Below are 22,666 nucleotides of genomic sequence, written 5' to 3'. Positions count from 1 at the left end.
TTTGGAATAATCGATTCCCCCGAAAGTGACGTGACCCTTCGTAGCTTAATCCGAATACTTTCGGGGGAACCCCTTGCTTCGAAGCCACGGCTCCACTTTGTGGGGTTATTTATTTATGCTTGCAGCTCTATGCCGCGCGAAGCGACGGCGGCGGGAACGTTCGCCGGTTCCAACTCAACCGTATCGCCAAGCGGAATAATCAGCCGGTTTACTTCATGTACTGTAAACGGCATGCCGACAATGCGTTCCGACAAATTCGGCAGCGATATGCGGACGCGTTCCGAATTTTTGCGTGTTCGTAAATCGTATTTCAGTACGGTCAGAGCCGCGGTATAATCATCGGTAGGAACGGATTCCACGGATGGCGCATGTTCATAGGAAATGATCAGCGATTTCCGGTTCCAGTAAACGGTGCCCGGCTTAAACGTGACGATCAGCCACTCGGGCTTGCCGGAATTGCCGCTGAGCTTGACGACGCTCACGCCGCCCCGCTTCTGGCGCAGTCGCTGGTTCGTTCTCAGATCCGGCAAAAAAGGAACGATGAAGATCGGGATGACGCTGGCAATGTAAAGCAGCAGGGGCGATTCCCGCAGGATGCTGGAAATGAAAAACGCACCGAATACGAGAAGTCCGAATAGCACTAGCCATATGTTTTTCATTTACATGTTTCCCCCATATCAAGTCAAGCATTCGCCAAAATACGCTACTAATTATATCATATGGGCGATAACCTTTGAAGATGCAGTTGCTGGTACGAATTTTGAAATTGTTGCGAAGCGAGGCTCAGTTATGGGGATATTTGGCAAAAAACGTTCGGTTCGCAAACATTCCGCTTATCGCGGAGGAATGATCGCCGCTATTCTGGAAGGGATACCGGCTATTATTATGTTTCAACTGCTAGGTGGGCCTTTCGTCACGGGGTATTTGCTATATTTAGGCGCTACGTCGCTGCAAGTCGGCATTGTGCTGGCGATTCCAAGTCTGGCGAATATGCTGCAGCTTGTAGCGGCGCTGCTGATTCAGCGATTTACGAATCGGAAGCTGCTTTTCACGGTACTCTGCGGGGCGCACCGGCTGCTGTGGCTCGCTGCCGGCGTGCTGCCGATGTTTATTCCGAGAGAACTAGGAGTATCCGTTTACATCGCCGTATGCATCGTTGCTTTTATGTCGCAGGCCATGGGCTCCGTATTCTGGACGTCGCTTATTGCCGATATGGTGCCGGCCAAAGTGCGCGGCAGGTACTTGGGCATCCGCAATACGATTTTGTGGGCAGGAGGCTGCATAGCCATTATGGTGTTCGGCCAGTTGCTGGACCGGCTGCCCGAGCGCCAAGGATTCGAGATCATGTACATGGTGGCCGCCGTTTGCGCCGTGCTCGACATTGCTTTTTTCCTGCTGTACCCGAACCGGCCGTTCGAGAAATCGCAGCAAAGCGGGACGAAGGAAATGCTGGCGATTCCGTTCCGCCACAAGCCTTTTTTGAAATCGATGCTGTTTATATCGCTGTGGCTGTTTTTGCAGGGGATTTCCGTTCCTTTTTACAGCTACGTCATGCTGAACGTAATGAACGTAAGCTACAACTGGATCGCAATTGCAACGATGACTCAGAATGTGGCGATGATGGCCGGGTATTTTATGTGGGGCAACCTGAATGCGAAGATCGGTTCGAAGACGCTGCTGTTCTGGACGCTGCCGGTCATCGCCGCGGCTTGTATGGGCTGGGGGCTGCTGCCGCTTTTCCCCGATATGGGTGTGCTCCTGCTGATTCATGCGCTGATCGGAATCGGCACAGGAGGGTTTAACCAGCTGATGTTTAATTTCGTCATCGGAGATACGCCGAAGAGCGAGCGGCCTGTATTCATCGCGGTTTTCTACGCGCTGACGGGGCTAGCCGGTTTTCTTGGCCCGCTTCTCGGTGGCGCGATATACCGGTTGAGCGTGGATATGCCGGTATGGGTGCAGCTGTTCGGCGTTTCGCTCGGCGTAGGCGTCGTCCTGCTGGCCGTGGCGGCGCTAATCGGCTCGAAAGTGCTGCTGGATTCGGATACGTTGCCGCGCCGTAGGCGGAAAGCGGCAGGATGGGGGAGAGGGGCATGAAGAGAAAGGTAGCGATAATCGGCTTGGGGGATATTGCGGAGAAGGCGTATTTGCCGGTCGTGGCGGTTCACCCCGGACTGGAAATCGTCGGGATCGCAAGCCGCTCGCCGGAAACAGTGGAGCGGGTAGGGCAGGCATACCGGCTCCCCGGAGGCACGACGGATCTAGGCGAGCTGCTGGACCGCGAGCTGGATGCCGTCTTTGTACACAGCCCGACGGAAACACATGCAGATATTGTGCAGCGTTGTCTGGAACGAGGCGTCCACGTGTATGTGGACAAGCCGCTGTCTTACAAGCTGGAGGAATCCGAGCGGATGGCGGAGCTCGCGACGAAGCGCGGCAAGCTGCTGGCCGTAGGCTTCAACCGCCGGTTTGCGCCGATGTACGTACAGGCGAAGAACTGGCTGGAGGCGGGCGGAGGTTTCGATCTGTGCGTCGCCCAGAAGCATCGGGTGTCGAGGCAGAAGCTGATGGCGAAAGAAACGATGTACGACGACATGATCCATATGATCGATCTGCTGCTCTGGCTAGGAGCCGGGGCCTACGAGGTGATGGGCTGGCTCGGCGAGAAGGACGAGGACGGCCGGCTGCTTCATGCGTCGGGCAGCCTGCGGTTCGGCCGCTCGGTATCGCTCGTCAGCATGAATCGGAGAGCCGGCGGCGATCTGGAGAGGCTGGAGCTGCACGGAGGAGGCCGTTCGGCCGAGATCGTCAATATGGAAGCGGGCGTGCTGCGGGATAAGCGCGAAGGAGAGCGGAGCCTGCGGTTCGGCAGTTGGGAGACAATCTCCCACCGCCGCGGCTTCGCAGGCATCGTCGACCATTTTCTCGCTACGCTCGATAATCCGGACGACTGCCAAGTTCGCGCCGATCGCGTGCTCGAGACGCACCGGCTTGTGGAAAGGTTAAGCAGTATGTGAAAGCTCGGCAAATTCAGACGGTTCTTGCGAAAAGCGGGAGCTGTCTTTTTGTCGTTATTTGCCCCAACAGTATAGACGATGCCGGAACGTGGTGTATAATAAACTCTTGTAAACATCGCCCGGCTTCTCTGAGAGTGGGAGGCACACCGGATGAACCGTACGGCCACAAGGAAGCCGCCTGTTCGGCGTATTTTTGCGGCGGCTGGCCTTCGTGCGGCGTCATTTCGGAAATAGACAAGGAGCTGAAAGATTGTTTTGCTGTGGGAAAAAGTAAAGACCGGCTGGCTGTCCAATCCGCGCAGAGACATACTGTCGGGAATGACGGTCGCGATTGCCCTTATTCCGGAGGCGATCGCCTTTTCCATTTTGGCCGGGGTCGATCCGATGGTCGGGTTGTACGCCTCATTCATTATCGCCGTTACGATCTCGTTTACGGGAGGCCGGCCGGGGATGATCTCCGCCGCAACCGGGGCGATGGCTTCGCTTATGGGGCCGATTATCGCCAAATACGGAATCGAATATTTGTTTGCCGCTTCGATCCTTACGGGACTGCTTCAATACGCGATGGGCGTGCTGAAGTTCGGCAAGTTTATTACGTTCATCCCGCATTCGGTCATGACCGGCTTCGTTAATGCGCTTGCAATCATTATTTTTATGGCGCAGCTTCCGAACTTCAAGGGAGCGGGTCTATCGATGTATTTGCTGCTGATCGGTACGCTCGCGATCGTGTACCTGTTCCCGCTGCTGACGAAGTCGGTTCCTTCGGCGCTTGTGGCGATCATAGCGATGACGATCGTATCCGTGACGCTTCACTTGGACGTGCGCACGGTCGGCGACATGGGCGCGCTGACGCAATCGCTGCCGTTTTTCCACGTTCCGGATATCGAGCTATCGATCCAGGCGCTCTGGCATATATTGCCTCACTCGCTAGCGCTGGCTGTCGTCGGCATGACCGAAACGCTGATGACCGCCTCGATTGTGGATGAGATGACCGAGACGCACAGCGACAAAAACAAAGAAATTCGCGGGCAAGGCATCGCGAATGTGCTGACCGGCTTTTTCGGCGGTATGGCGGGTTGTGCGATGATCGGCCAAACGGTCATCAACGTCAAGTCGGGCGGGCGCACGCGCTTGTCGACGTTCGTTGCGGGAATATTCCTGCTGTTTCTGATCCTCGTGCTCGGCGGCGTTGTGAAGCAAATTCCGATGGCTGCTCTGGTCGGTGTGATGATCATGGTGTCGGTCAGTACGTTCGATTGGAGCTCGCTTCGCAGCTTGCCCAAGACGCCGCGAAGCGACGCGCTTGTTATGATCGTTACCGTGGCGATTGTAGTCGCGACTTCGGATTTGGCGATCGGGGTACTCGCGGGCGTTGTGCTCAGTTCGGTCATTTTTGGCTGGAAATCGGCGAAAATCAAGGCTAGTGCCGAAACGGCCCCGGACGGAACGAAAACATACCGGATTTCCGGACAGCTCTTTTTCGGAACGATGTCGCACTTCGTCGAGCTGTTTGACTACAAAAAAGATCCGGAGCAGGTTGTGATCGATTTCGGCGCCTCCCACGTCTGGGATCAATCGGCCGTAAAGGCCATTGCGAAGGCGAAGCTCAGGTACGCGCAATACGGCAAAACGGTGACGATCGCCGGGCTGAACGAAGAAAGCCGGAAAATGGTCGAACTCGTCGGACTAGCCGCGGGTTCCGGGCATTGATACGAACATAGAAAAAAAGCAACCCCTGCAAACCGTTCTCGCACGGAGAACCTCGCGGGGGTTGTTTGTTGTAAATGGCATTAAGATCTTAATTTGAGCTTGCCATAGCTGTATCGTGCGCCTCGCACGCCTCGGAGCAGTAGCCATGCTTCGATGTCAGGCAGTCGTCGCATACCAGATGCTGATGGTGACAGCTGTCGTCGGCGCAGTTGATGTAGCGGTCCGTCTTGGCGCCGCAATGGTGGCATTCGCCGATGAGAACATGTTCGTCGGTTTGGTTGATCCGCACCGAGATGCGCTCGTCGAACACGTAGCAGTTCCCGTCGAATCCCCGGCCCTGCACTTCCGGGTCGTGGCCGTACGTAACGATGCCGCCGTCGAGCTGATGCACATCGGGAAACCCTTCTTCCTTGAGGACGGCGGTCAGCATTTCGCAGCGGATGCCGCCGGTGCAATAGGTCAATATTTTTTTATCCTTCAAATCTGCCATATTGCTGCGAATCCACTCCGGAAACTCACGGAACGAATCGACGTCCGGCCGGATTGCATTGCGAAAATGGCCAAGATCGTACTCGTACCCGCTGCGCCCGTCGAGCACGACAACATCCTCTTGCTGCATAGTTTCGTAGAACATCTTCGGCGAGAGTCTTCCGCCGCCATCCGTACCGGGATCGAGCTTCCGGGTGTAGCGAAGCGTCACGAGTTCTTGTCTGTGGCGGACGAACAGCTTCTTGAACGCATGTCCTTCAGACGGATCGATTTTGAACACCATATCGGCAAATAAAGGATTGGCTCTCATATGTGCCATGTAGCGTTCGGTTTGTTCAATTGTTCCGGACAGTGTTCCGTTGATGCCCTCGCTGGCGATCAAAATACGCCCCTTGACACCGAGCTCCTTCGTGTATTGCAGATGTTCAGCGGCGAAAGCCTCGGGGTCGGCTATCGGAATATATTTATAGAACAGCAAAATTTGATATGGATTCATATGATTCAGTCACCTCTTCATCCTATCATTGTACCGTTACATGTATACATAGTCAACATTTAAGTATGTTAAGTTTTGGCTGTATGTTGCGTTTCTCCCCGTGCAACGCCAGCTGCGGTCTTCTTGCCCAACACCAACTGGGAAATGACATAAAACACGAGGAAAGCGATCATAAAACATGCGGAATAGCGGTACATGAGCGCGTACGTGCTGTGCGATGCGATTACTCCGAGCGTCATGGCTCCTACGGCCACGCCAAAGTCGAGCGCATTGTAGTACAGGCTGTTAACCGTGCCGTGATGCTCCGGCGCCGAGTCGCGCAGCATCCATGCCTGAAGCGTCGGCTGTATCGCGCCGAAGCCGAGGCCGTACACGAGGGCGGATATAATCAGCACGGTCGTGTTATTCGCAAACGACAAAATCAGCAGACCGGCAAACACGCAAACCGCCGCCGGAATCAATACTGCGGCATGGCCTTTGCTGTCGAACAGACGTCCGGATATCGGCCGGATGATCAGAACGGTAAACACATTAAACAAAAAAAACAAACCGACATGAGCCAAATGCGCTTCTTTGCCGAACAGGGCGAGGAAGCTGAGCAGGCCGCCGTAGGTGATCGACACAAGCGTATTCAGCAGTGCAGGGATGAGCAATTTGCCGTTAAAAGGCTTCTTGCCGCTACCGGCTGTGGCCGATTGGTTCGGCGCCGATTTGCGTGGCTGGGCGGCCGGTATGGCGCGGAACCCCAGCAGCAGCGGAATGACAAGCGCAGTCGAGATGGCGCCAAGTGCCGTAAGCGGGGCGAAGCCGTAGCCGTCCAGCACGGAGAGTCCGATCATCGGCCCGAACGACATGGCTAGACTGGTCGACAAGCCAAAATAGCCGATTCCTTCGCCGATGCGGCCATGCGGGATAATTTGCGAAACGAATGTCGGCATGATCGTGCTGCCGACCCCGAAGCCGACTCCGTACAAAATACGAAGGAGCAGCAGCATTTCGATCGAATCTGCAAATGAGTACAGCGCCGTTGCCGCAGCGCCGACAAGCAGACCGCAAAAAAGGAGCACGTTGCGGTGCACCTTTTTCATGAGCCGGGCCGTAATGAGCCGGGCGACGATCGCCGCAAGGGCGAACACGCTTGTGACCAGGCTCACGGTAAAGTCACCGGGAGCAAAACGATCCTTCGTGTACGTTGGAAGCGGGGACAGCAGCATTTGCAGGCAAAGAAACATGAGAAAATAGCTTAGCGTGATGACGATAAAAGATCTTGTCCACAATTTTGGAGTATTGGTTTGAATAGATGATTGTATCGGGTCAGACATTTTTAATTTACATCTCCTGTTCGATTTCGGTAGGGCAGCGGTAAGTGGCGGTTAGGCGTCAGGGGTCTCCATATGGTCAATCGTGTCGCCAATGCGGCGCAGCAGCAGCAGCAGTTGCTCGTACTCGGCGGTGCTCAAGGCAGTCGTGGCGTCGGCAACGGTTTGCCGTTCGATCGGTTCGGTTTGTTCCAGCAGTTCCTTGCCGGCATCCGTAATGAAAACGACAAAAGATCGCCGGTCCGTTTTGCCGATCTGTTTCGTAACGAAGCCCTTGCTCTCTAGCGTTTCGAGAATGCGCCCTGTTGTAGGCTTGTCCTTGCCCGAGCGGGCCGCAATTTCGGTCTGGATCATGCCCTCGCGCTCATGAATGCAGTACAGCACCATCCATTGCTCCGGCGTAATATCGTAAGGCTTGAGCCTTTGCGTAAACAGATGCGACAGCTTCCGCGAAGTCAGTCCCATCATAAACCCGGCGGAACGATCCAGGATGCTGGCGGAAGACGTTTCGTTTATCATTGTTTCACCTTCTTGAGAAAATAGTTGTCTTAACAATTATATGTATGACAATTAATTATGTCAACAAGCCCATGCAAAAAGCGCCACCTTTAAGATGGCGCAAGTTTTGGAGTCAAAAGCGTTCAAGGAACCGGGCAGAGCAACCGCTATTTAGGCGGTGTTAAGCTCATCTTTGAAGGATGCCGGTAGAGATTTCTCTTATTCATAAACCGTTTGCGGAAAAACTCGTTCAGCGGCCGTTCGACCCAGCGGTAGAAAAGCAGGCACAGGCCAAGCGCTGCCAGAAGGCAGATCGAAATCGTTACTCCTAAACCAAGCGTACCCGGAAGTTGAGCGGCTCGAGCCAGCTTGAATGTAATAGACAGAGCCGGCAGGCTGGCCAGCAAGATCGAATACGAGGCGTCACCCATCGCAGCGAGCGGCTTCAAGTAACGCGGTTCCTTGCCGCTCCAAGTCGTGATGCCGACCAGCAGGAGCGCCGAACCCAATGAATGCAGCAGCTCCGCTTGCGGAATGTTCCGCAGCTCGAACCTCGCCACCCACAGCACGACGTATACGGCAGCGCCGGACGTTACCCACCACGCATGACGCTTTACCGGAAAGCTCTGCACCGCGATGGCGATCAAGATGCCGATGACAAACTGAAGATGATACGACCCGAACAAAAAGGAAAGCATCGTGCTTGCTTTCAATTCAATCCAGCCGAACATATTCAGCACGATAATGGTCATCCAGGACGAGTAAATCGCCACCAGCACTTTATCTTTCCAGATGAAAACGAGCGAGTACACGAGGTAAAACAGGACGATGTAGCTGAGCGACCAGGCGACGCCCAGTATCGGACCGTGGTCTTGCGGCCACAGCAGCAGCGACTTCAAGATAGCGGAAGGGTCCCGTTCGAAGCCGACGCCGAACGACGGCACGAGAAAATAAATCGGCATAACCGCAGCCATAACGAGCCAATATAAAGGATAGATGCGGGCAAACCGCTTTAGCAAAAACGTCCCGAACATGCCGCGGTTTCCCCACTCCCGGCGATAGAGCGTGTGCATCAAATAACCGGTGAGGACGAAAAAAAACGTGTAGGCGCCGGAACGCCCCATTTCGCCCACGCCCAAGTAATCGTAATCGAAATATCGCAGCCCCGTCTGGGATGCGTGGAACAGTAAAACTAAAAAAACGGCCGCGCCGCGGGACGTCTGTATCATGAATTTGTTAGGTTTTACAGTCACATCTTCGGCCTCTTTCGTTGTGGTTTGCTCATCTCGCAAACAAATTATGCCAGAGCAACATTTCGCTTAAGTGAACGGATGCTGAAAACAAGCTTAAAGCAACCTTAAAACAAGCTGAAAAACAATGAAATCCAGTTTTATCCTGTATTTTCTAGTTAAGATATTGAGGTATTGACAACCGGCCATTTGTGTATTATCTTTAAATTAAGATTCTTGATATAAAATAAATTGCAAACCTATATATCCATTTCAAAGGAGTGCTGCCTTATGACAACCACATTCAGATCGATCGAAGGAACGTTTCACGGAGCGCCCGCGCATATGGTCGGGGACGGCTTTCGCGTATCCAACTACTTTCCGTCCGGCACCAACTTCGGACAGCGGTTTAGCCCGTTCATTCTGCTTGACTATAACGCCCCGTTCGCATTCCCGCCAAGCGACGAAGTGAAAGGGGTGGGCGCGCATCCGCACCGCGGATTCGAAACGGTCTCGATCGCCTATGAAGGCTCGGTCGAACACCATGACAGCTTCGGTAATCACGGGATCGTCGGCCCCGGCGACGTCCAGTGGATGACAGCCGGATCGGGCCTGCTGCATAAGGAATACCACAGCAAGGAATTTTCGAAAAGCGGGGGAACGTTTCATTTCATTCAGTTATGGGTCAATCTGCCGCGCGCCTACAAAATGCATGAACCGAGGTATCAGGAGCTGCTGAAGAAAAACATGGGCAACGTCCAGCTTCCCGACGATGGCGGAACGGTGCGGATTATTGCCGGCGACTACGAGGGGGTGAAGGGTCCGGCGTTAACCTTTACGCCGATTCATCTGTTCGACATTGCTTTTAAAGCGGGAGGCAAGTCGCGCTTCGCGCTGCCGCAGACTTACAATACGGCCGCTATGGTGCTGAAGGGCAGCGCCACAATCAACGAATTGAAGCAGGCATCGGCAGGAGACTTTGTACTATTTGCGAATGAGCCCGGGGACATTATGATCGAAGGGCATACGGACGACACGCTCGTGCTTGTGCTCAGCGGCGAACCGATCCACGAGCCGGTGTTCCAGCACGGACCGTTCGTCATGAACAGCCGCGAGGAAATCATTCAGGCGTTCCAGGACTTTCAAGCGGGCAAAATGGGCAATCCCGATTTTTGACTCCAGTCGAACGGAAGCGGTCGATCTGCTACAATAATTGAAGAGACGTTTGTCAAACGGATCGGTCCGGTATAGGCCGGTCCGCTTTGAGTTTTGACGGATATGGGAGTGTAGCGGATTGGACGAATGGCTGGTATTAGAGCAAATTGCCAAAATTCGAATGGATAGACCCGGCGAATATTTGTTCCGGGAGATAACGGCCCAGGTCGAACCGGGGCAGCGAATCGCCATTCTAGGCACGTCGGGGCAAGGGAAAAGCACGCTGCTGCGCATCCTGGCCCGGCTCGATACGCAAAGCGAAGGCGCCATCCGGTTAGCCGGGCGGGAAGCGCGGGACTGGAAGCCGGCGGAATGGCGGCGGCGCATTGGCTACGTGGCCCAGCAGCCGGTCATGCTGCCCGGAACGGTGGAGATGAATCTGAAGGCGGCAAGCGACCTGCATGGGAAGCCGTTCAACCGGGACTTGGCGGAGCGCTGCATGGATGCGGCCGGTCTCGGCGGGCTGGATTGGCGGAAGCTGGCGGGAGAGCTGTCGGGTGGCGAGAAGCAGCGGACCGCTCTCGTCCGCTCCATGCTGCTGGAGCCGGAGGCGATGCTGCTGGATGAGGTCACGTCGGCACTGGACCCGGCCAGCAAACGGGCTGTGGAGCGGCTGCTGGGCGAGTGGTCGGAGCAGAGGGGAACGGCGCTATTATGGGTGACCCACGATTTGGAACAAGCGCGCCTGGGCTGCGATACGGTCTGGTTCATGGCCGACAACCGGCTGCTGGAAGCCGGTCCGGCGCCCGCCTTTTTCCGTGCTCCGGCGACGGAGAAGGCGCGTGAGTTTGTACGCTCGCTGCATGCCGAAGGGAGATCTGCGGGCCATGTCTAATTGGGCGTTGGTATGCACGCTTGTATTTGTAGGGGTCACGATGGCGCTTTCGCTGCGGCAGAAGCTGGGACTGGAAAAAGAAATCGCCGTCGGCACGATACGGTCCGCCGTTCAATTGCTGCTCGTCGGCTATGTGCTTCATTTCGTATTCGATACGAACCATCCGCTCTTCATCGTACTGATCGTAGCGGGCATGATCGCGGTCGCCGCCTGGAACGCCGGCTCGCGGGCGAAGCATATCCCCGGCATCCGCCTGCGTATCGCGGTTTCCCTCGCCTGCACCGAAGCGGTCACGATGGCGCTGCTGCTCGGTTTTGGGATCATCGACCCGACGCCGCAATATATCATACCGGTCAGCGGTATTACGATCGGCAGTTCGATGATCGTGTGCGGCTTGTTTCTGAACCAGATGAAGCGGGAGATGGAAGCTTCCCGCGGCGAGATCGAGGCGCTGCTCTCGCTCGGCGCGTCAGCCCGGCAAGCCATACGGGCATCGGTCAAGCGCTCGGTGCGCTCGAGCATGATTCCGACGATCGATGGCATGAAGACGGTAGGGCTCGTCCAACTGCCTGGCATGATGACCGGCATGATCGTAGCCGGGGCCGATCCGATCGAAGCGGTGCGGTATCAAATTTTGATTATGTTCGTGCTTGCTTCGTCGGCCGCTTTGACTGCGATGCTGCTCGGACGGCTCAGCGAACGGCTCTGGTTTACGAAGGACGAATGCCTTCGTCTGCCGGAAGGTCGCCATACAAGCTGAAGTCGCGCGGTTAGTAATCTTCAAGCTACCGTCTTAGCTCCGGCAACCGTGCTTTTTATCCGGCGCTTCTTGTGAGACAATGGAATTTAGAGAGATCAGATCAATACTTCGGGGGCCCTGCCATGTAACCGGACCACATGATCCGGAAAGCTGACGTTACTGGGCGGTTCTCGGTACGAGGAGAGCATAAGACTTGAAAAGCCGTACCGTACTACTTATCGTTTCGATTTTGCTCGTGTACGTGGCTCTGACGATCTTTATCGGTTGGAACGGGTTCGTGTTCTGGACAACGGCCGTAACGGATCAGGCGGATTGGGCGTTCTGGACCTTGTACCCCTTCATCGCATATGGCTATTTGGCCGCCATGCTGCTGCGCCGCGTACTGCCTTACGGGCTGTACAAGCTTGTTAAGCTGATCGGCTCCTACGGGCTCGCGGTGCTGATGTATTCGCTGCTTACGCTGCCGCTGGCCGATCTTCTGTACGTTTTGCTGCGCTGGGGCGGTGTGGATTCAGCCAGAGCGATTCAGGGAATCGGCTCTGCCGAGCTGCTGCTCTTGGCCGGCATTATACTTCTCGGCTCGCGCAATGCCTGGAGTCCGGTTGTACGCCGCTACGACATCCGCGTCGCCAAGCAGGCCGGGGCGCGCAAGGAGCTGCGACTTGCCGTGGCGTCGGACCTGCATCTCGGAACGATCGTGGGCAAACGGCATATTCACAGGCTGCTGCGACGTGTGGAGGCGCTAAAGCCGGATCTCATCCTTTTGCCTGGAGATGTGCTTGACGATAGCATCGATCCGTTTATCCGCGAGCGGATGGATGATGTGCTGCGGAATTTGCGGGCTCCGCTCGGCGTATATGCGTCGCTCGGCAACCATGAGTACATCGGCGGACATATCGACGAATATTTGAAACGGATGCAGGCGATAGGCATTGAAGTGCTCGTCGACCGTATCGTGAGCGTGGATGCAACCTTCTATGTCGCCGGCCGCAAAGACGCAGCTGTCGCCCGCTTCGACCCAGGAGGCCGACTCGCCATAGACGAGCTGCTGGCAGAAGCGGACAAGTCGCTGCCGATCGTGCTGCTCGATCACCAGCCGCGCCAGCTTGGCGAGGCGGAGAAGGCGGGCGTCGACCTGATGCTATCGGGGCATACGCATCGCGGGCAACTGATGCCGGGCCATCTCATTACACGCCGCATTTTCGAGCTGGACTGGGGTTACTTACGAAAAGGCGCGATGCACGCAATCGTGTCTTGCGGCTTCGGCTCCTGGGGACCGCCGCTGCGAATCGGCAGCCGTTCCGAGCTGCTCGATATTCGCATTGTTTTTGGAGATGTTGAATAGAGCGGAGTTCCCGCAAAACCTTGATCGGCATTTGCCCTTCAAGGTTTTTTTGTTATTGGTTTTCCGGACGGTTTTTCTTTCTTGCGCACCGACAGCCGCATTCATGAACGGAGGGCCGCGGCCCGGAAGTTTATAATCATGCGTTCGGGAAACAATAGAAAAAGTTGGGAGCTCAAGTCGGGAGAAGGTCGGGGTCATGAAATTTTTCAAAAAAAAAGCTAACGCTAATCGTTTGTCCCTATATGACGCCGAAAACCGGCAACCGGTTGTTGCCGAATCTCTTAAAGCCAGTCTTCCGGAAAATATTCAGCTCATGAAAGAAATGCTCGGGTACAGCGGCGACATCGTGATCAGGGAATTCAGAATCGGTCCCGGGGGGCGGATTCGAGCCGCCATGTGTTATACCGAAGGGCTCGTCGATATGAAATCCGCTCAACAGTATATTATGGAAACCCTCATGTCGGACCCCGATTACAGCGATCCAAATCTGCTGCAGGACATGAAGGAGCGCATCCTCTCCGTAGGAGACATTCAGGACGTAACGGACTTCGGCACTTTATTCACTTCCCTCCTGTCGGGCGGCGTAATTCTTTTGTTGGACGGATATTCGCGAGGTTTAGTAATCGGCATGAGCGGATGGGAAGGCCGCAGCGTGACCGAGCCCGCCACGGAATCGGTCGTGCGCGGGCCGAAGGAAAGCTTTACGGAAAACTTGCAAACGAACACGGCATTGATCCGAAGAAAGATCAAAGACCCGAATTTATGGCTCGAACGCAAACAAATCGGCAGGGTGACGAAAACGAACGTGGCCGTCATGTATATTCACGGCATCGTCAATGATAAAACGGTAGAAGAAGTGCGCAGTCGTCTCGATCGCATCGATATCGACGGCATACTCGAAAGCGGCTATGTCGAGGAATTGATCCAAGATGAAGCCTACTCGCCATTTCCGACCATCTATAATTCTGAACGTCCGGATGTCATCGCGGCCGAGCTTCTGGAAGGGAAAATCGCCATTCTGGTAGACGGGACGCCGTTTGTGCTCGTTGTACCCGCGTTATTCATTTCTTTCTTCCACTCCGCGGAAGATTACTATCAACGTGCCGACATCAGCAGCTTCATCCGCATCCTTCGTTTCGTAGGTTTCTTTATCGCGCTGCTCGGTCCGTCGATCTATATCGCCATTACCACGTTTCATCAGGAAATGCTGCCGACACAGCTGTTGATCAGCTTGGCGGGTCAACGGGAAGGCGTGCCTTTTCCAGCTTTCATCGAAGCGCTCATGATGGAGCTGACCTTCGAAATATTGCGGGAGGCCGGTTTGCGGATGCCAAGGGCAATCGGGCAAGCGGTGTCGATCGTCGGAACGCTCGTCATCGGCCAAGCGGCGGTCGAAGCAGGCATCGTTTCGGCCGCCATGGTCATCGTCGTCTCGATTACGGCCATTTCCAGCTTTGTTTTTCCCGCCTCCAACATGGCCATTGCGATCCGTATGCTGCGGTTTCCGTTAATGGGACTCGCCGCTTCTTTTGGCATTTTCGGAATTATTATCGGGATCATCGCGCTTGTTTTGCACTTGTGCAGCTTGCGCTCATTCGGCGTCCCTTACATGAGTCCGCTTGCTCCCGTTATCGTCGACGATCTGAAGGACACCATCTTTCGGGTTCCTCACTGGGCCATGTTTACTCGTCCCAGACTGGTCAGCCAGAAGAACGTCCGACGCGGACGAAATAAGCCCCCGAAGCCGGATACCCGGTCATAAGAACATTATGGCTGCCGGCAGTCATGTCGATCGCACAATAAGGTGGGGTGTTTATGGTACGAAATCTGCTCTTATTGTTTCTATCCGCCGTCCTGCTCGCAACCGCTACGGGATGCTGGAATCGCCGGGAATTAAATACGCTTGCGATCGCAGTCGGACTTGGCATTGATCGGGCGGGGGATAACTACAAAGTATCCGTACAGGTGGTCAACCCGGGACAAGCGGCTTCTCGAAAAGGGGAAAGTCTTCGTTCCCCGGTTGTCTTATACCGGGCCACCGGATCTTCTATTATGGAAGCGATGCGCAAAATGACGAAGGAAAGTCCGCGAAATATTTATTCGTCCCATGTGCGGGTCGTAGTCATAGGAGAATCGCTGGCGAGAGAAGGAATCGGGGACGTGTTGGATTTCATGTCGCGGGATCATGAGTTTCGCACCGATTTTTACATCGTGGTGGCGAGAGACGACGAAGCGTCAACCCTTCTGTCCATCATGACATCGCTAGAAAAAATACCGTCTATGGAGCTGTTCGATTCCTTGGAGACTTCGGAGAAGGCTTGGGCACCTACAGTAAAAGTTACATTGGACAAGCTGATTTCCAGTTTGACGACCGCAGGCAAACACGCCGTATTGACCGGCATCAGAGCAACCGGAGACGTCGAAGCGGGGAAAACGGAGAAAAACATCACTTCCCTCGTACAAAAAAGCCGGCTGAAATCGGCAGGACTGGCGGTATTTAACGGCGATAAGCTGGTCGGCTGGCTGGATGATACCGAAAGCAAGGCTTATAACTATATAACCGATAATGTGGACAACACGGTAGGATATGCGAACTGCCCGGAAGGAGGCCGATTTTCGGTAGAGGTCATCCGGTCGAAAACGATCGTCAAAGGAAAGCTTGCAGACGGCGCGCCGGCGATCGATGTGAACATTCGAACGGAAGCGAACTTGGGGGAAGTCGCATGCCGTATCGATCTGACCAAAGCGAATTCGATCGAGATGCTCGAAACAATCGGCGAGAAGACCGTAAAGGAGTTTATCGAAGCGACGATCAAAAGGGTGCAAGACCAATATAAAGTGGACATTTTCGGATTCGGTGAAGTGTTCCATCGCACGCAACCGAAAGCCTGGAAAAAGGTAAGGGAAAATTGGGATGAGCAGTTCGCCGATCTCCCGGTAAACGTGAATGTCGATATCCGAATACGGCGTCTCGGCACGATAAACAATTCTTTTTTGGAAGAATTAAAAAATTAAGGAGCGCTTCCGATGTGGAAAATTAGCGGGATCCTTGTTGTAACAGCCGTAATCGCGGTACTGGAAGTTCCTACTCTTTGGAAACAAAAATTAGTGAAGGAACTGTGGGTATTCGCCATTCTGCTTCTGGCAGGGGCGGGTCTCAGCTTTGCGCTGATCATGCATGTGATCCTTCCGAGCCCGCTCGATTTTCTTACGTGGATGTATAAGCCGGTCAGCGATGTCTTCAAGAAATTTTTGAGCTAAGGGAGTCCGGAGCGGATGCTGGAAAAAGGTAAAATCAATATTCGCCAATTTACGATACTGGTCGTCCTTCTGACCGTCGGCGATTCCATCCTCATCTTGCCTGCCGTTCCCGCCATGGAGGCGAAACAGGATGCATGGATCTCCGGCATTGTCGGACTGCTCATCGGACTGCTTGTCGTCTATTTGGTCGGAACGGTCGGTCGGATGTATCCTGGCTTGAACTTGATCGAATACAATGCCAAATTGTTGGGAACATGGGTCGGAACGGCGGTTTCCTCCGTCTTTCTGGCCTATATCTTCTACAACGCTGCAGGACTAGTAAGGATTATCGGCGATTTTATGACAACACATATGATTCCGGAAACCCCCATCGATGCTATCCATATTTTGTTTCTTAGCGTGATCGTCATGGGCCTGCGGCTTGGACTCGAGGCTGTCGCCCGAGCCGGGGAAATTTTTTTTCCCTGGTTTGTGCTGCTCTTCCTTGGGCTTGTCCTGTTTCTTATCCCCCAGATTGATCCCAAACAAGTGCAGCCGGTTTTTGCGGAAGGAATCAAGCCGGTTTTACGGGGCTCCATATTTTCCGCTTCCAATCCCTATATGGAGCTTGTTGCGTTTTTAATGATATTTCCTTACGTCAATAAGACGGAGAACATTCGAAAATATTTTGTGTCGGGTGCTTTGCTCGGTGGTATCGTTCTCGTGATCATGATCGCCTTATCCGTTCTTGTGCTTGGCTACGATTATTCATCCAGAAATATGTATCCGAGCTATACGCTCGCCAAACAAATCAGCATCGGCCGTTTCATCGAAAGGCTGGAAGCGATTATGGCCGTCATGTGGATCATTACGTTATTTATAAAAACGTCCATATACGTATATGTGATTCAACTCGGTCTTGCGCAAGTGCTCAAATTGAAAGAGTTTCGTGCGCTCGCCATGCCGCTCGCTTTTACTATCGCCGCTTCGGCTACTTATTTTTCCCCGAATATAGCGCACTTTAGTGAGTATACAACGGCATATTGGCCTTATTTCGATATGACTTTCAGCATCGGCATGCCTCTGCTGCTCCTAGGCGCATATGCGGTTCGCCAGAGAGGAGGAATCTAGATGCTGGAAAAGGGAAAAATCACCATTCGTCAGTTAACGATATTCGTGATGTTATATACGGTCGGGAGCGCCATTCTGATCATTCCCTCCATTCTTGTCGCCAAGGCCAAACAGGATGCCTGGATCGCCGCTATAGCCGGGATAGGTCTTGGTTTGCTTGTTATTCCGCTGTACATGGCTCTCGGGAAACGATTTCCGAACATGACCTTCGCCGAATACAGCGAAGTGATTTTAGGAAAATGGCTGGGGAAAGCGGTTTTTGCGATATTTTTCTTTTATGTGTTTATAATTGCTGTATTGACGCTTCGCAACATCGGGGATTTTTTGACGACTCAAATTATGCAGCAAACACCGATCCAAGCTATTCATATTTGCGTTATGGTCGTTGTCATTATGGGGGTTAAGCTGGGGCTTGAGCCTTTGGCGCGCGCCGCGGAACTATTTTTCCCGTGGGTCATCCTGCTTCTTATCATGTTGTTTGTGCTGCTGGCCCCGCAGGTGGAGATGAAGAACTTGCAACCCGTCTTGGAGGAAGGGTTCTTTCCGGTGCTGAAAGCAACGATCTCCGTTTTCACTTTTCCGTTTCTCGGGACCGTCACTTTTCTTATGATCTATCCTGCGGTGAACCGGATCGAGAAAGCCGGAAGAGCCGTATTTACGGGTATGCTCCTCGGCGGGCTCGTTCTAACGGTTATTACGGTACTGAGTATCTCTGTGCTCGGGGCTGATCAAGTGGCCCGGAATAGCTTTCCAAGTTATGCGATAGCGAGAAAAATCAACATCGGCCATTTCCTGGAACGTATCGAAGCGATCTTGGCTATAATCTGGATTCTTACGATCTATTTTAGACTGAGCATCATGCATTATGCGCTTGTTCTGGGCATAGCCGAATCGCTGCGCCTTCGCACGTACCGGTTTTTGGCGTTCCCTTTGGGTGTCGTTATCGTTACATTCTCCATATTTTCGGTGCCCAACAGCACCTATTTGGCTACCTTCAATAAAACCACTTTGCCGCTATTCGTATTTACCATCGGCCTTTTACTGCCGTTGCTGCTGCTGCTTGTCGCCGTGATGCGCAAGGTGAGTCGGGTGAAATAAAACCCATGCTTCTTACTGCAATACGACCGTATCGCAGCGGTGGATGTAAGGGAGAAGAAATATATGTTCACAGAGGTCCCTGTCTGATAGACGGGGCCGCTTTTTTGTTTCGAGGTGCAGGGGAGTGAATTGGTGGAACGAAATGCAGGTGTAGCGCCGTACAGAGCGGGACTCCGTTCCGAAAGCCTGTACAACTTGATTGAAAAGTCCAGTACGTTTAGAACGGCCGTCATATGGCAACTCTAGTACCATCCAAATCTATCACACTACTTACAAAATCGAGGAGGATGTTGCTAGAATGCGTAACTGGATTAAACAAGTCACGGCAGTAGTCACGGCAGTAGCAATCGCATTCGGTACGGGGGCGACCGGGCTCGCCTACAACAGCCAGGAGGAAGAGCTTGCCATGTCCGACAATTGGATATACAACGGTACGACTTGGGAATTCACGGGCCCTGCCGATCGGGAAGCCGAGACGGCCGGTACTGCTTACGCAAGCGGCGCCCTGAGTACAAACCAGCAGGAGCAGATGCAGTCGACCGCTCCGGCGGTAACGATTTTACAGTACGAAGTTCATTCGGGAGATACCCTTTCTCAAATATCCCGCGCCTTCGGCATTACCGTGGGCGAGCTGCTTGCCGCCAATACGCTGAAGGACCCAAACCGGCTCCGGGTCGGCCAGAAGCTCGATATTCCGCAAACCGAACCGGGATGGACCGACGAAGCGGGAGACCGGCCGGTCGTCCAGCGTGTGCTGAGTTCTACGCTAACGGCGTACACAGCGGGAAAAGAATCCACGGGCAAAACGCCATCCCATCCGGCATACGGCATTACGCGCAGCGGCAGCAAAGCGGAGGAAGGAAGGACGGTAGCAGTCGATCCGTCGATTATTCCGCTCGGCTCCACGGTGCTGATCGAAGGCATCGGACTGCGTAAGGCCGAGGATACCGGCTCCGCAATCAAGGGAGCGCGCATCGACGTATTCATGAACGATTTGGACGAGGCGGTCGAATTCGGAGTGAAAAAAAACGTGAAAGTATTCGTTCTCGGAGATCGCAGCGCGTAGCCGGCCTATTTAGGGATCGCAATAGCGTTAGCGGAGCGCATCCTTTTCCGGGATGGCTCCGCTATTTATCATTCGTGCTTCTGCAGCGTATCTTTTAACAGTTCGACGGTTACTTTGAAATAGTCTCCTTCGATATCGATGTAGATGCGCCCGCCCTGCAGCTCGACAATGCTTTTGGCGATAGCGAGTCCGAGTCCCGATCCTTCCGTATGCCGCGAAACGTCTCCTCGCTTGGAGCGCTCGAACAGCTCGTTCGGAGGAACCGTAATTTCATAAGCGGAAACGTTATGAATCCGCAGTACGATATGCTCGTCTGTTTCCAGCAGGCCGATATGGACGCGCGTGTTCGGCAGCGAATAGCGGAGCGTATTGTGGATCAAGTTTTCGAACACTCTCCACGTTTTTTTGCCGTCAAGCCGAGCATACAGATGCGGGTGCTGAACTTGGACCCGGAACTGCAGCCCGGACGCTTCGATTTTATCCTCCAATTCCGCCAGCGTCTGCTGCAGCAGGGCAGCCACGTCAACGCGTTCGATCACGGGAACGACAGTGCCGCTCGAAAGCTGGGATATTTCGAACAGATCGTCGATGAGCTCCTTGAGGCGTTTCGTCTTGGCTTCCAGAACCGCGATGTAGCGTTCCGACTCGCTAGGGCGGCGTACCTCTTGCTTGAGCAGGCCGACGTAATTGATCATCGACGTCAGCGGCGTTTTCAGATCGTGGGAGACGTTCGAGATCAGCTCGGACTTCAGCTTCTCGCTTTTCAACTGGCTGTCCAGAGCGGCTTGCAGCCCGCTTCTCATGTTGCTCAGCTGATGGATCATATGCGATAAGACGCCGCCGCTTCCGGTTCCGTTCCCTTCGAACGCCATGTTCAAGCGGCCTGCGGCCAATTCGTCAATGCCGGCTGCCATGATGTTCATAGCCCCGATCCGTTTTAAGCAGTACGGTGTAATCACTGCGACGTAGACGGCGATGTACAGCACCGACAGGAGCACAAACCCTTTGAATTCCGCAGCCGCAGCAAAAACACACAAGCCGAATAAAACGGTGGCTGCAAACAATAGAGCCGATTTGAGCAGGAGTGCCTTCCGCATCGCCGCGAATCGCGCAAGCCGGAATAACGTAACGAAGTACGCGTTCTCCCGCTGAGCGGCTAAAGTCCCGGCATGACGATACAGACGAATCGCGTCGCTTATCGTGATCAGAACGTAAGAAGCAAGCAGCGAGAGCAAGGCCCAGCGGAAAACATGGCTGAACAAGGGGAAATGCATTCCCCAGTTATACATCGTTCTTCCGCAGCCGATCGCGATAGCGGGGACGGCCGCGAGCAGGGCGACCCGAAGGTCCACCGGAATACGGCGCTGCCAGTTCGATACCCGCATTCCGATTTCTTTTGCCGCTTCTTCCCGATGTTTGCGTACATGCAGCAGCAGCAGCGCCACTGCCGCTAGAACCGTCGCCAGGCCGGCCATTTCATATTGAAGCTGCTTGCGAACGTCCAGCAATCTTATGTAGTCTTTAGCCATAATCGTATCGAATGCGAAGGCGGATTCAACCGGCGCCGCGATTGCGTAAAACGTAAAGCTTCCTTCCAACCCGTGCTGCTTGAAATAGTCGTTCAGCTCTTGATGCAGCGGTCTCGGCTCTTTCATCGGAAACGTGATCGTGTGGACGGTTTCTTCTCCGGCCGTATCCGTTCCTGCTGATTCGCTCCGGGTATTGGAAAACGTCATTTGGCGGCGGCTGTCCTTAATCGTATATTTCAAGAAAGGATCGACACGGGTGACCGCTCTTTTCAAATTGTTGTACTCGCTGTTTTTGTCGGCGAGCAGCAGCTTCGTATTTTCCTGAAGCTGAGTTTGCCAAACCTGCTCGGCCAACTTGTCCCACTCGTCCGACATCCATTTGCCGGTTCTCTGCTGCAGCGCGGCGAGCGAGGTGGACGCCGTATTCGCCCAAACTTGTCCGTCCGGCAGCGCGTCATGCTCGCCTCGGCCTGCTGCGTTTTGGATTGCCCCAGCGGCCAGCGCGTCGAACTGCTCCCGCCACAGCCGGATCGTCTCCTCGTCGACTTTCTCTTTGTCGCTGAGCTGCTCGTAGCCTGCGTATTCCGCATAGTATTTGGCGATATCGGTAACGGTGATCTGAACTTGAACGTTATTGAACAAATCTCCGTCCCAAAACGGATTGCCGTATATGTACGACCGGTCCTTATAAATCGCGATAAACAGCTGAAGCGCGATTCCGGTCAAGCAAACTAGCAGAACGAGTACAGCCGTGATCGGTACGGTCCGCCCGCTATTTTTCGATTTTGTAGCCAATGCCCCATACCACCTTCAAATATTTTGGCTCGCGCGGGTTAATTTCGATTTTTTCGCGAATCCGCCTGACATGGACCGCCACCGTATTTTCTCCGCTCACGCTAGGCTCCTTCCACACCTTCTCGTAAATTTCGTCGATCGAAAAGACGCGGCCCTTATGCTCCATAAGCAGCTCGAGAATTTTGTATTCGGTTGCGGTCAATCGCACTTCTTCCTCGTCGACGGTTATCGTCTTCGTGTTTTTGTTCAGTACGAGCCCTTGGGCGTTTAATAGTTCGTCCGCCGGCTTGTAATTGCCGAGCCTCGTATATCGGCGAAGTTGGGACTTCACCCTGGCGACCAGCTCGAGCGGGTTGAACGGCTTGCCGATATAGTCGTCCGCTCCGGCATTGAGGCCGATGATTTTGTCGGCATCCTCGGTTTTGGCGGAGACGATGAGAATCGGGATGTTTTTCGATTCGCGGATTTGCAGCGTCGCCTTGATGCCATCGAGTCCGGGCATCATGACATCGAGCACGATCAGATGAATCTCGTGCTTTCCGAGCGCTTCGAGCGCCTCCAGTCCGTTCGAGGCGGTGAAAATGTTCAGCCGTTCCCGCTGCAAGTAAATTTGGATGGCTTCCACGATTTCGGCATCGTCGTCGGCGACGAGGACATTGTACGTTTGCATACTGAACCCCTTTCTTCCTGCTAACTTTCGTTTGCGCGCGAACAAAAGCGTATCCTTAGTGTACTAAAGAAGTTTTACAAAAAAGTGAGTATATTTCTTAACGTTACAGACAAACATGCTGCTTTGCGGCACCACTGATGAATGAAAATATTGTCCATACTGGTACTGGGCTGGCGAAGGTAGGTCGTACTTTCTTGGTGTCACGAACCCGTGTTACAGACGGA

At 53.9% G+C, this 22,666-nt stretch carries 20 protein-coding genes; 13 read left to right on the top strand and 7 right to left on the bottom strand.

Features of this window, described 5'->3' with window-relative positions; translation table 11 throughout:
• Positions 1-113: 113 nt before the first annotated feature.
• Entirely contained in the window at positions 114-659 is a 546-nt protein-coding gene (locus D7M11_RS17085) for a hypothetical protein (protein ID WP_120748462.1), read from the bottom strand.
• Between the two features lie 130 nt (positions 660-789).
• On the opposite strand from D7M11_RS17085, the gene D7M11_RS17080 reads away from it, so the two are divergent.
• The 3 genes from D7M11_RS17080 (at position 790) to D7M11_RS17070 (ending at position 4,727) form a co-directional block, all read left to right on the top strand.
• Positions 790-2,097 carry an MFS transporter gene (locus D7M11_RS17080; protein WP_240041163.1) on the top strand — a complete coding sequence of 436 codons (1,308 nt, stop codon included), beginning with the start codon at positions 790-792 and terminating at the stop codon, positions 2,095-2,097.
• Positions 2,094-3,017 carry a Gfo/Idh/MocA family protein gene (locus tag D7M11_RS17075; protein WP_120748461.1) on the top strand — a complete coding sequence of 308 codons (924 nt, stop codon included), beginning with the start codon at positions 2,094-2,096 and terminating at the stop codon, positions 3,015-3,017. The genes D7M11_RS17080 and D7M11_RS17075 overlap by 4 nt, the downstream gene beginning before the upstream one ends.
• Positions 3,018-3,275: 258 nt before the next feature.
• Complete coding sequence (locus D7M11_RS17070) at positions 3,276-4,727, top strand: SulP family inorganic anion transporter (RefSeq protein ID WP_120748645.1); 1,452 nt, start codon at positions 3,276-3,278, stop codon at positions 4,725-4,727.
• An 88-nt stretch (positions 4,728-4,815) separates the two neighbouring features.
• Here the strand turns inward: D7M11_RS17070 and trhO are convergent, their stop codons facing one another.
• The 4 genes from trhO to D7M11_RS17050 all read right to left on the bottom strand — a co-directional run bounded on the left by trhO (position 4,816) and on the right by D7M11_RS17050 (position 8,782).
• Complete coding sequence (gene trhO / locus D7M11_RS17065) at positions 4,816-5,712, bottom strand: oxygen-dependent tRNA uridine(34) hydroxylase TrhO (protein ID WP_120748460.1); 897 nt, start codon at positions 5,710-5,712, stop codon at positions 4,816-4,818.
• A 68-nt stretch (positions 5,713-5,780) separates the two neighbouring features.
• On the bottom strand, positions 5,781-6,989 hold the full coding sequence (locus tag D7M11_RS17060) for an MFS transporter (protein WP_240041162.1): 1,209 nt from the start codon (positions 6,987-6,989) through the stop codon (positions 5,781-5,783).
• Between the two features lie 96 nt (positions 6,990-7,085).
• Positions 7,086-7,550, bottom strand: coding sequence for a MarR family winged helix-turn-helix transcriptional regulator (locus tag D7M11_RS17055; protein WP_120748458.1), 465 nt, complete (start codon positions 7,548-7,550; stop codon positions 7,086-7,088).
• Positions 7,551-7,696: 146 nt separating this feature from the next.
• Positions 7,697-8,782: an acyltransferase family protein gene (locus D7M11_RS17050; protein ID WP_147433449.1), complete on the bottom strand. Its 1,086-nt coding sequence runs from the start codon at positions 8,780-8,782 to the stop codon at positions 7,697-7,699.
• Positions 8,783-9,049: 267 nt separating this feature from the next.
• Here D7M11_RS17050 and D7M11_RS17045 point away from each other — a divergent pair, with 267 nt between their 5' ends.
• From D7M11_RS17045 to D7M11_RS17000, 10 genes are all read left to right on the top strand, one after another.
• Entirely contained in the window at positions 9,050-9,934 is an 885-nt protein-coding gene (locus D7M11_RS17045) for a pirin family protein (protein WP_120748456.1), read from the top strand.
• A gap of 118 nt (positions 9,935-10,052) precedes the next feature.
• Entirely contained in the window at positions 10,053-10,808 is a 756-nt protein-coding gene (locus D7M11_RS17040; protein WP_240041161.1) for an ABC transporter ATP-binding protein, read from the top strand.
• Entirely contained in the window at positions 10,801-11,568 is a 768-nt protein-coding gene (locus D7M11_RS17035; protein ID WP_120748455.1) for an ABC transporter permease, read from the top strand. Before D7M11_RS17040 ends, D7M11_RS17035 begins: the two co-directional genes overlap by 8 nt.
• Positions 11,569-11,761: 193 nt before the next feature.
• Positions 11,762-12,913, top strand: a complete 1,152-nt coding sequence (locus tag D7M11_RS17030; protein WP_120748454.1) for a metallophosphoesterase — start codon at positions 11,762-11,764, stop codon at positions 12,911-12,913.
• A 196-nt stretch (positions 12,914-13,109) separates the two neighbouring features.
• Positions 13,110-14,675 (top strand): spore germination protein, encoded by a 1,566-nt coding sequence (locus D7M11_RS17025; protein ID WP_120748453.1) that lies wholly within the window; start codon positions 13,110-13,112, stop codon positions 14,673-14,675.
• Positions 14,676-14,728: 53 nt separating this feature from the next.
• A complete protein-coding gene (locus tag D7M11_RS17020) occupies positions 14,729-15,928 on the top strand; it encodes a Ger(x)C family spore germination protein (RefSeq protein WP_120748452.1) in 1,200 nt (399 codons plus the stop codon).
• Between the two features lie 12 nt (positions 15,929-15,940).
• Entirely contained in the window at positions 15,941-16,174 is a 234-nt protein-coding gene (locus D7M11_RS17015) for a hypothetical protein (RefSeq protein WP_120748451.1), read from the top strand.
• 15 nt (positions 16,175-16,189) lie between these two features.
• Complete coding sequence (locus tag D7M11_RS17010) at positions 16,190-17,284, top strand: GerAB/ArcD/ProY family transporter (protein WP_120748450.1); 1,095 nt, start codon at positions 16,190-16,192, stop codon at positions 17,282-17,284.
• Positions 17,285-18,382 carry a GerAB/ArcD/ProY family transporter gene (locus tag D7M11_RS17005; RefSeq protein WP_120748449.1) on the top strand — a complete coding sequence of 366 codons (1,098 nt, stop codon included), beginning with the start codon at positions 17,285-17,287 and terminating at the stop codon, positions 18,380-18,382. It begins immediately after the preceding gene.
• A gap of 298 nt (positions 18,383-18,680) precedes the next feature.
• Positions 18,681-19,448, top strand: coding sequence for a 3D domain-containing protein (locus D7M11_RS17000; RefSeq protein WP_240041160.1), 768 nt, complete (start codon positions 18,681-18,683; stop codon positions 19,446-19,448).
• A gap of 68 nt (positions 19,449-19,516) precedes the next feature.
• Here the strand turns inward: D7M11_RS17000 and D7M11_RS16995 are convergent, their stop codons facing one another.
• The gene (locus D7M11_RS16995) at positions 19,517-21,772 is read right to left on the bottom strand and encodes a sensor histidine kinase (protein ID WP_120748448.1); all 2,256 of its coding nucleotides are present in this window, start codon (positions 21,770-21,772) and stop codon (positions 19,517-19,519) included.
• Entirely contained in the window at positions 21,750-22,442 is a 693-nt protein-coding gene (locus tag D7M11_RS16990; protein WP_120748447.1) for a response regulator transcription factor, read from the bottom strand. Before D7M11_RS16990 ends, D7M11_RS16995 begins: the two co-directional genes overlap by 23 nt.
• Positions 22,443-22,666: the final 224 nt, after the last annotated feature.

It is taken from the genome of Paenibacillus ginsengarvi (genome assembly GCF_003626695.1).
Taxonomy (GTDB): domain Bacteria; phylum Bacillota; class Bacilli; order Paenibacillales; family NBRC-103111; genus Paenibacillus_AB; species Paenibacillus_AB ginsengarvi.
The sequence above is the reverse complement of the archived record's forward strand: the minus strand, read 5'-3'. Positions and strand labels throughout refer to the sequence as shown.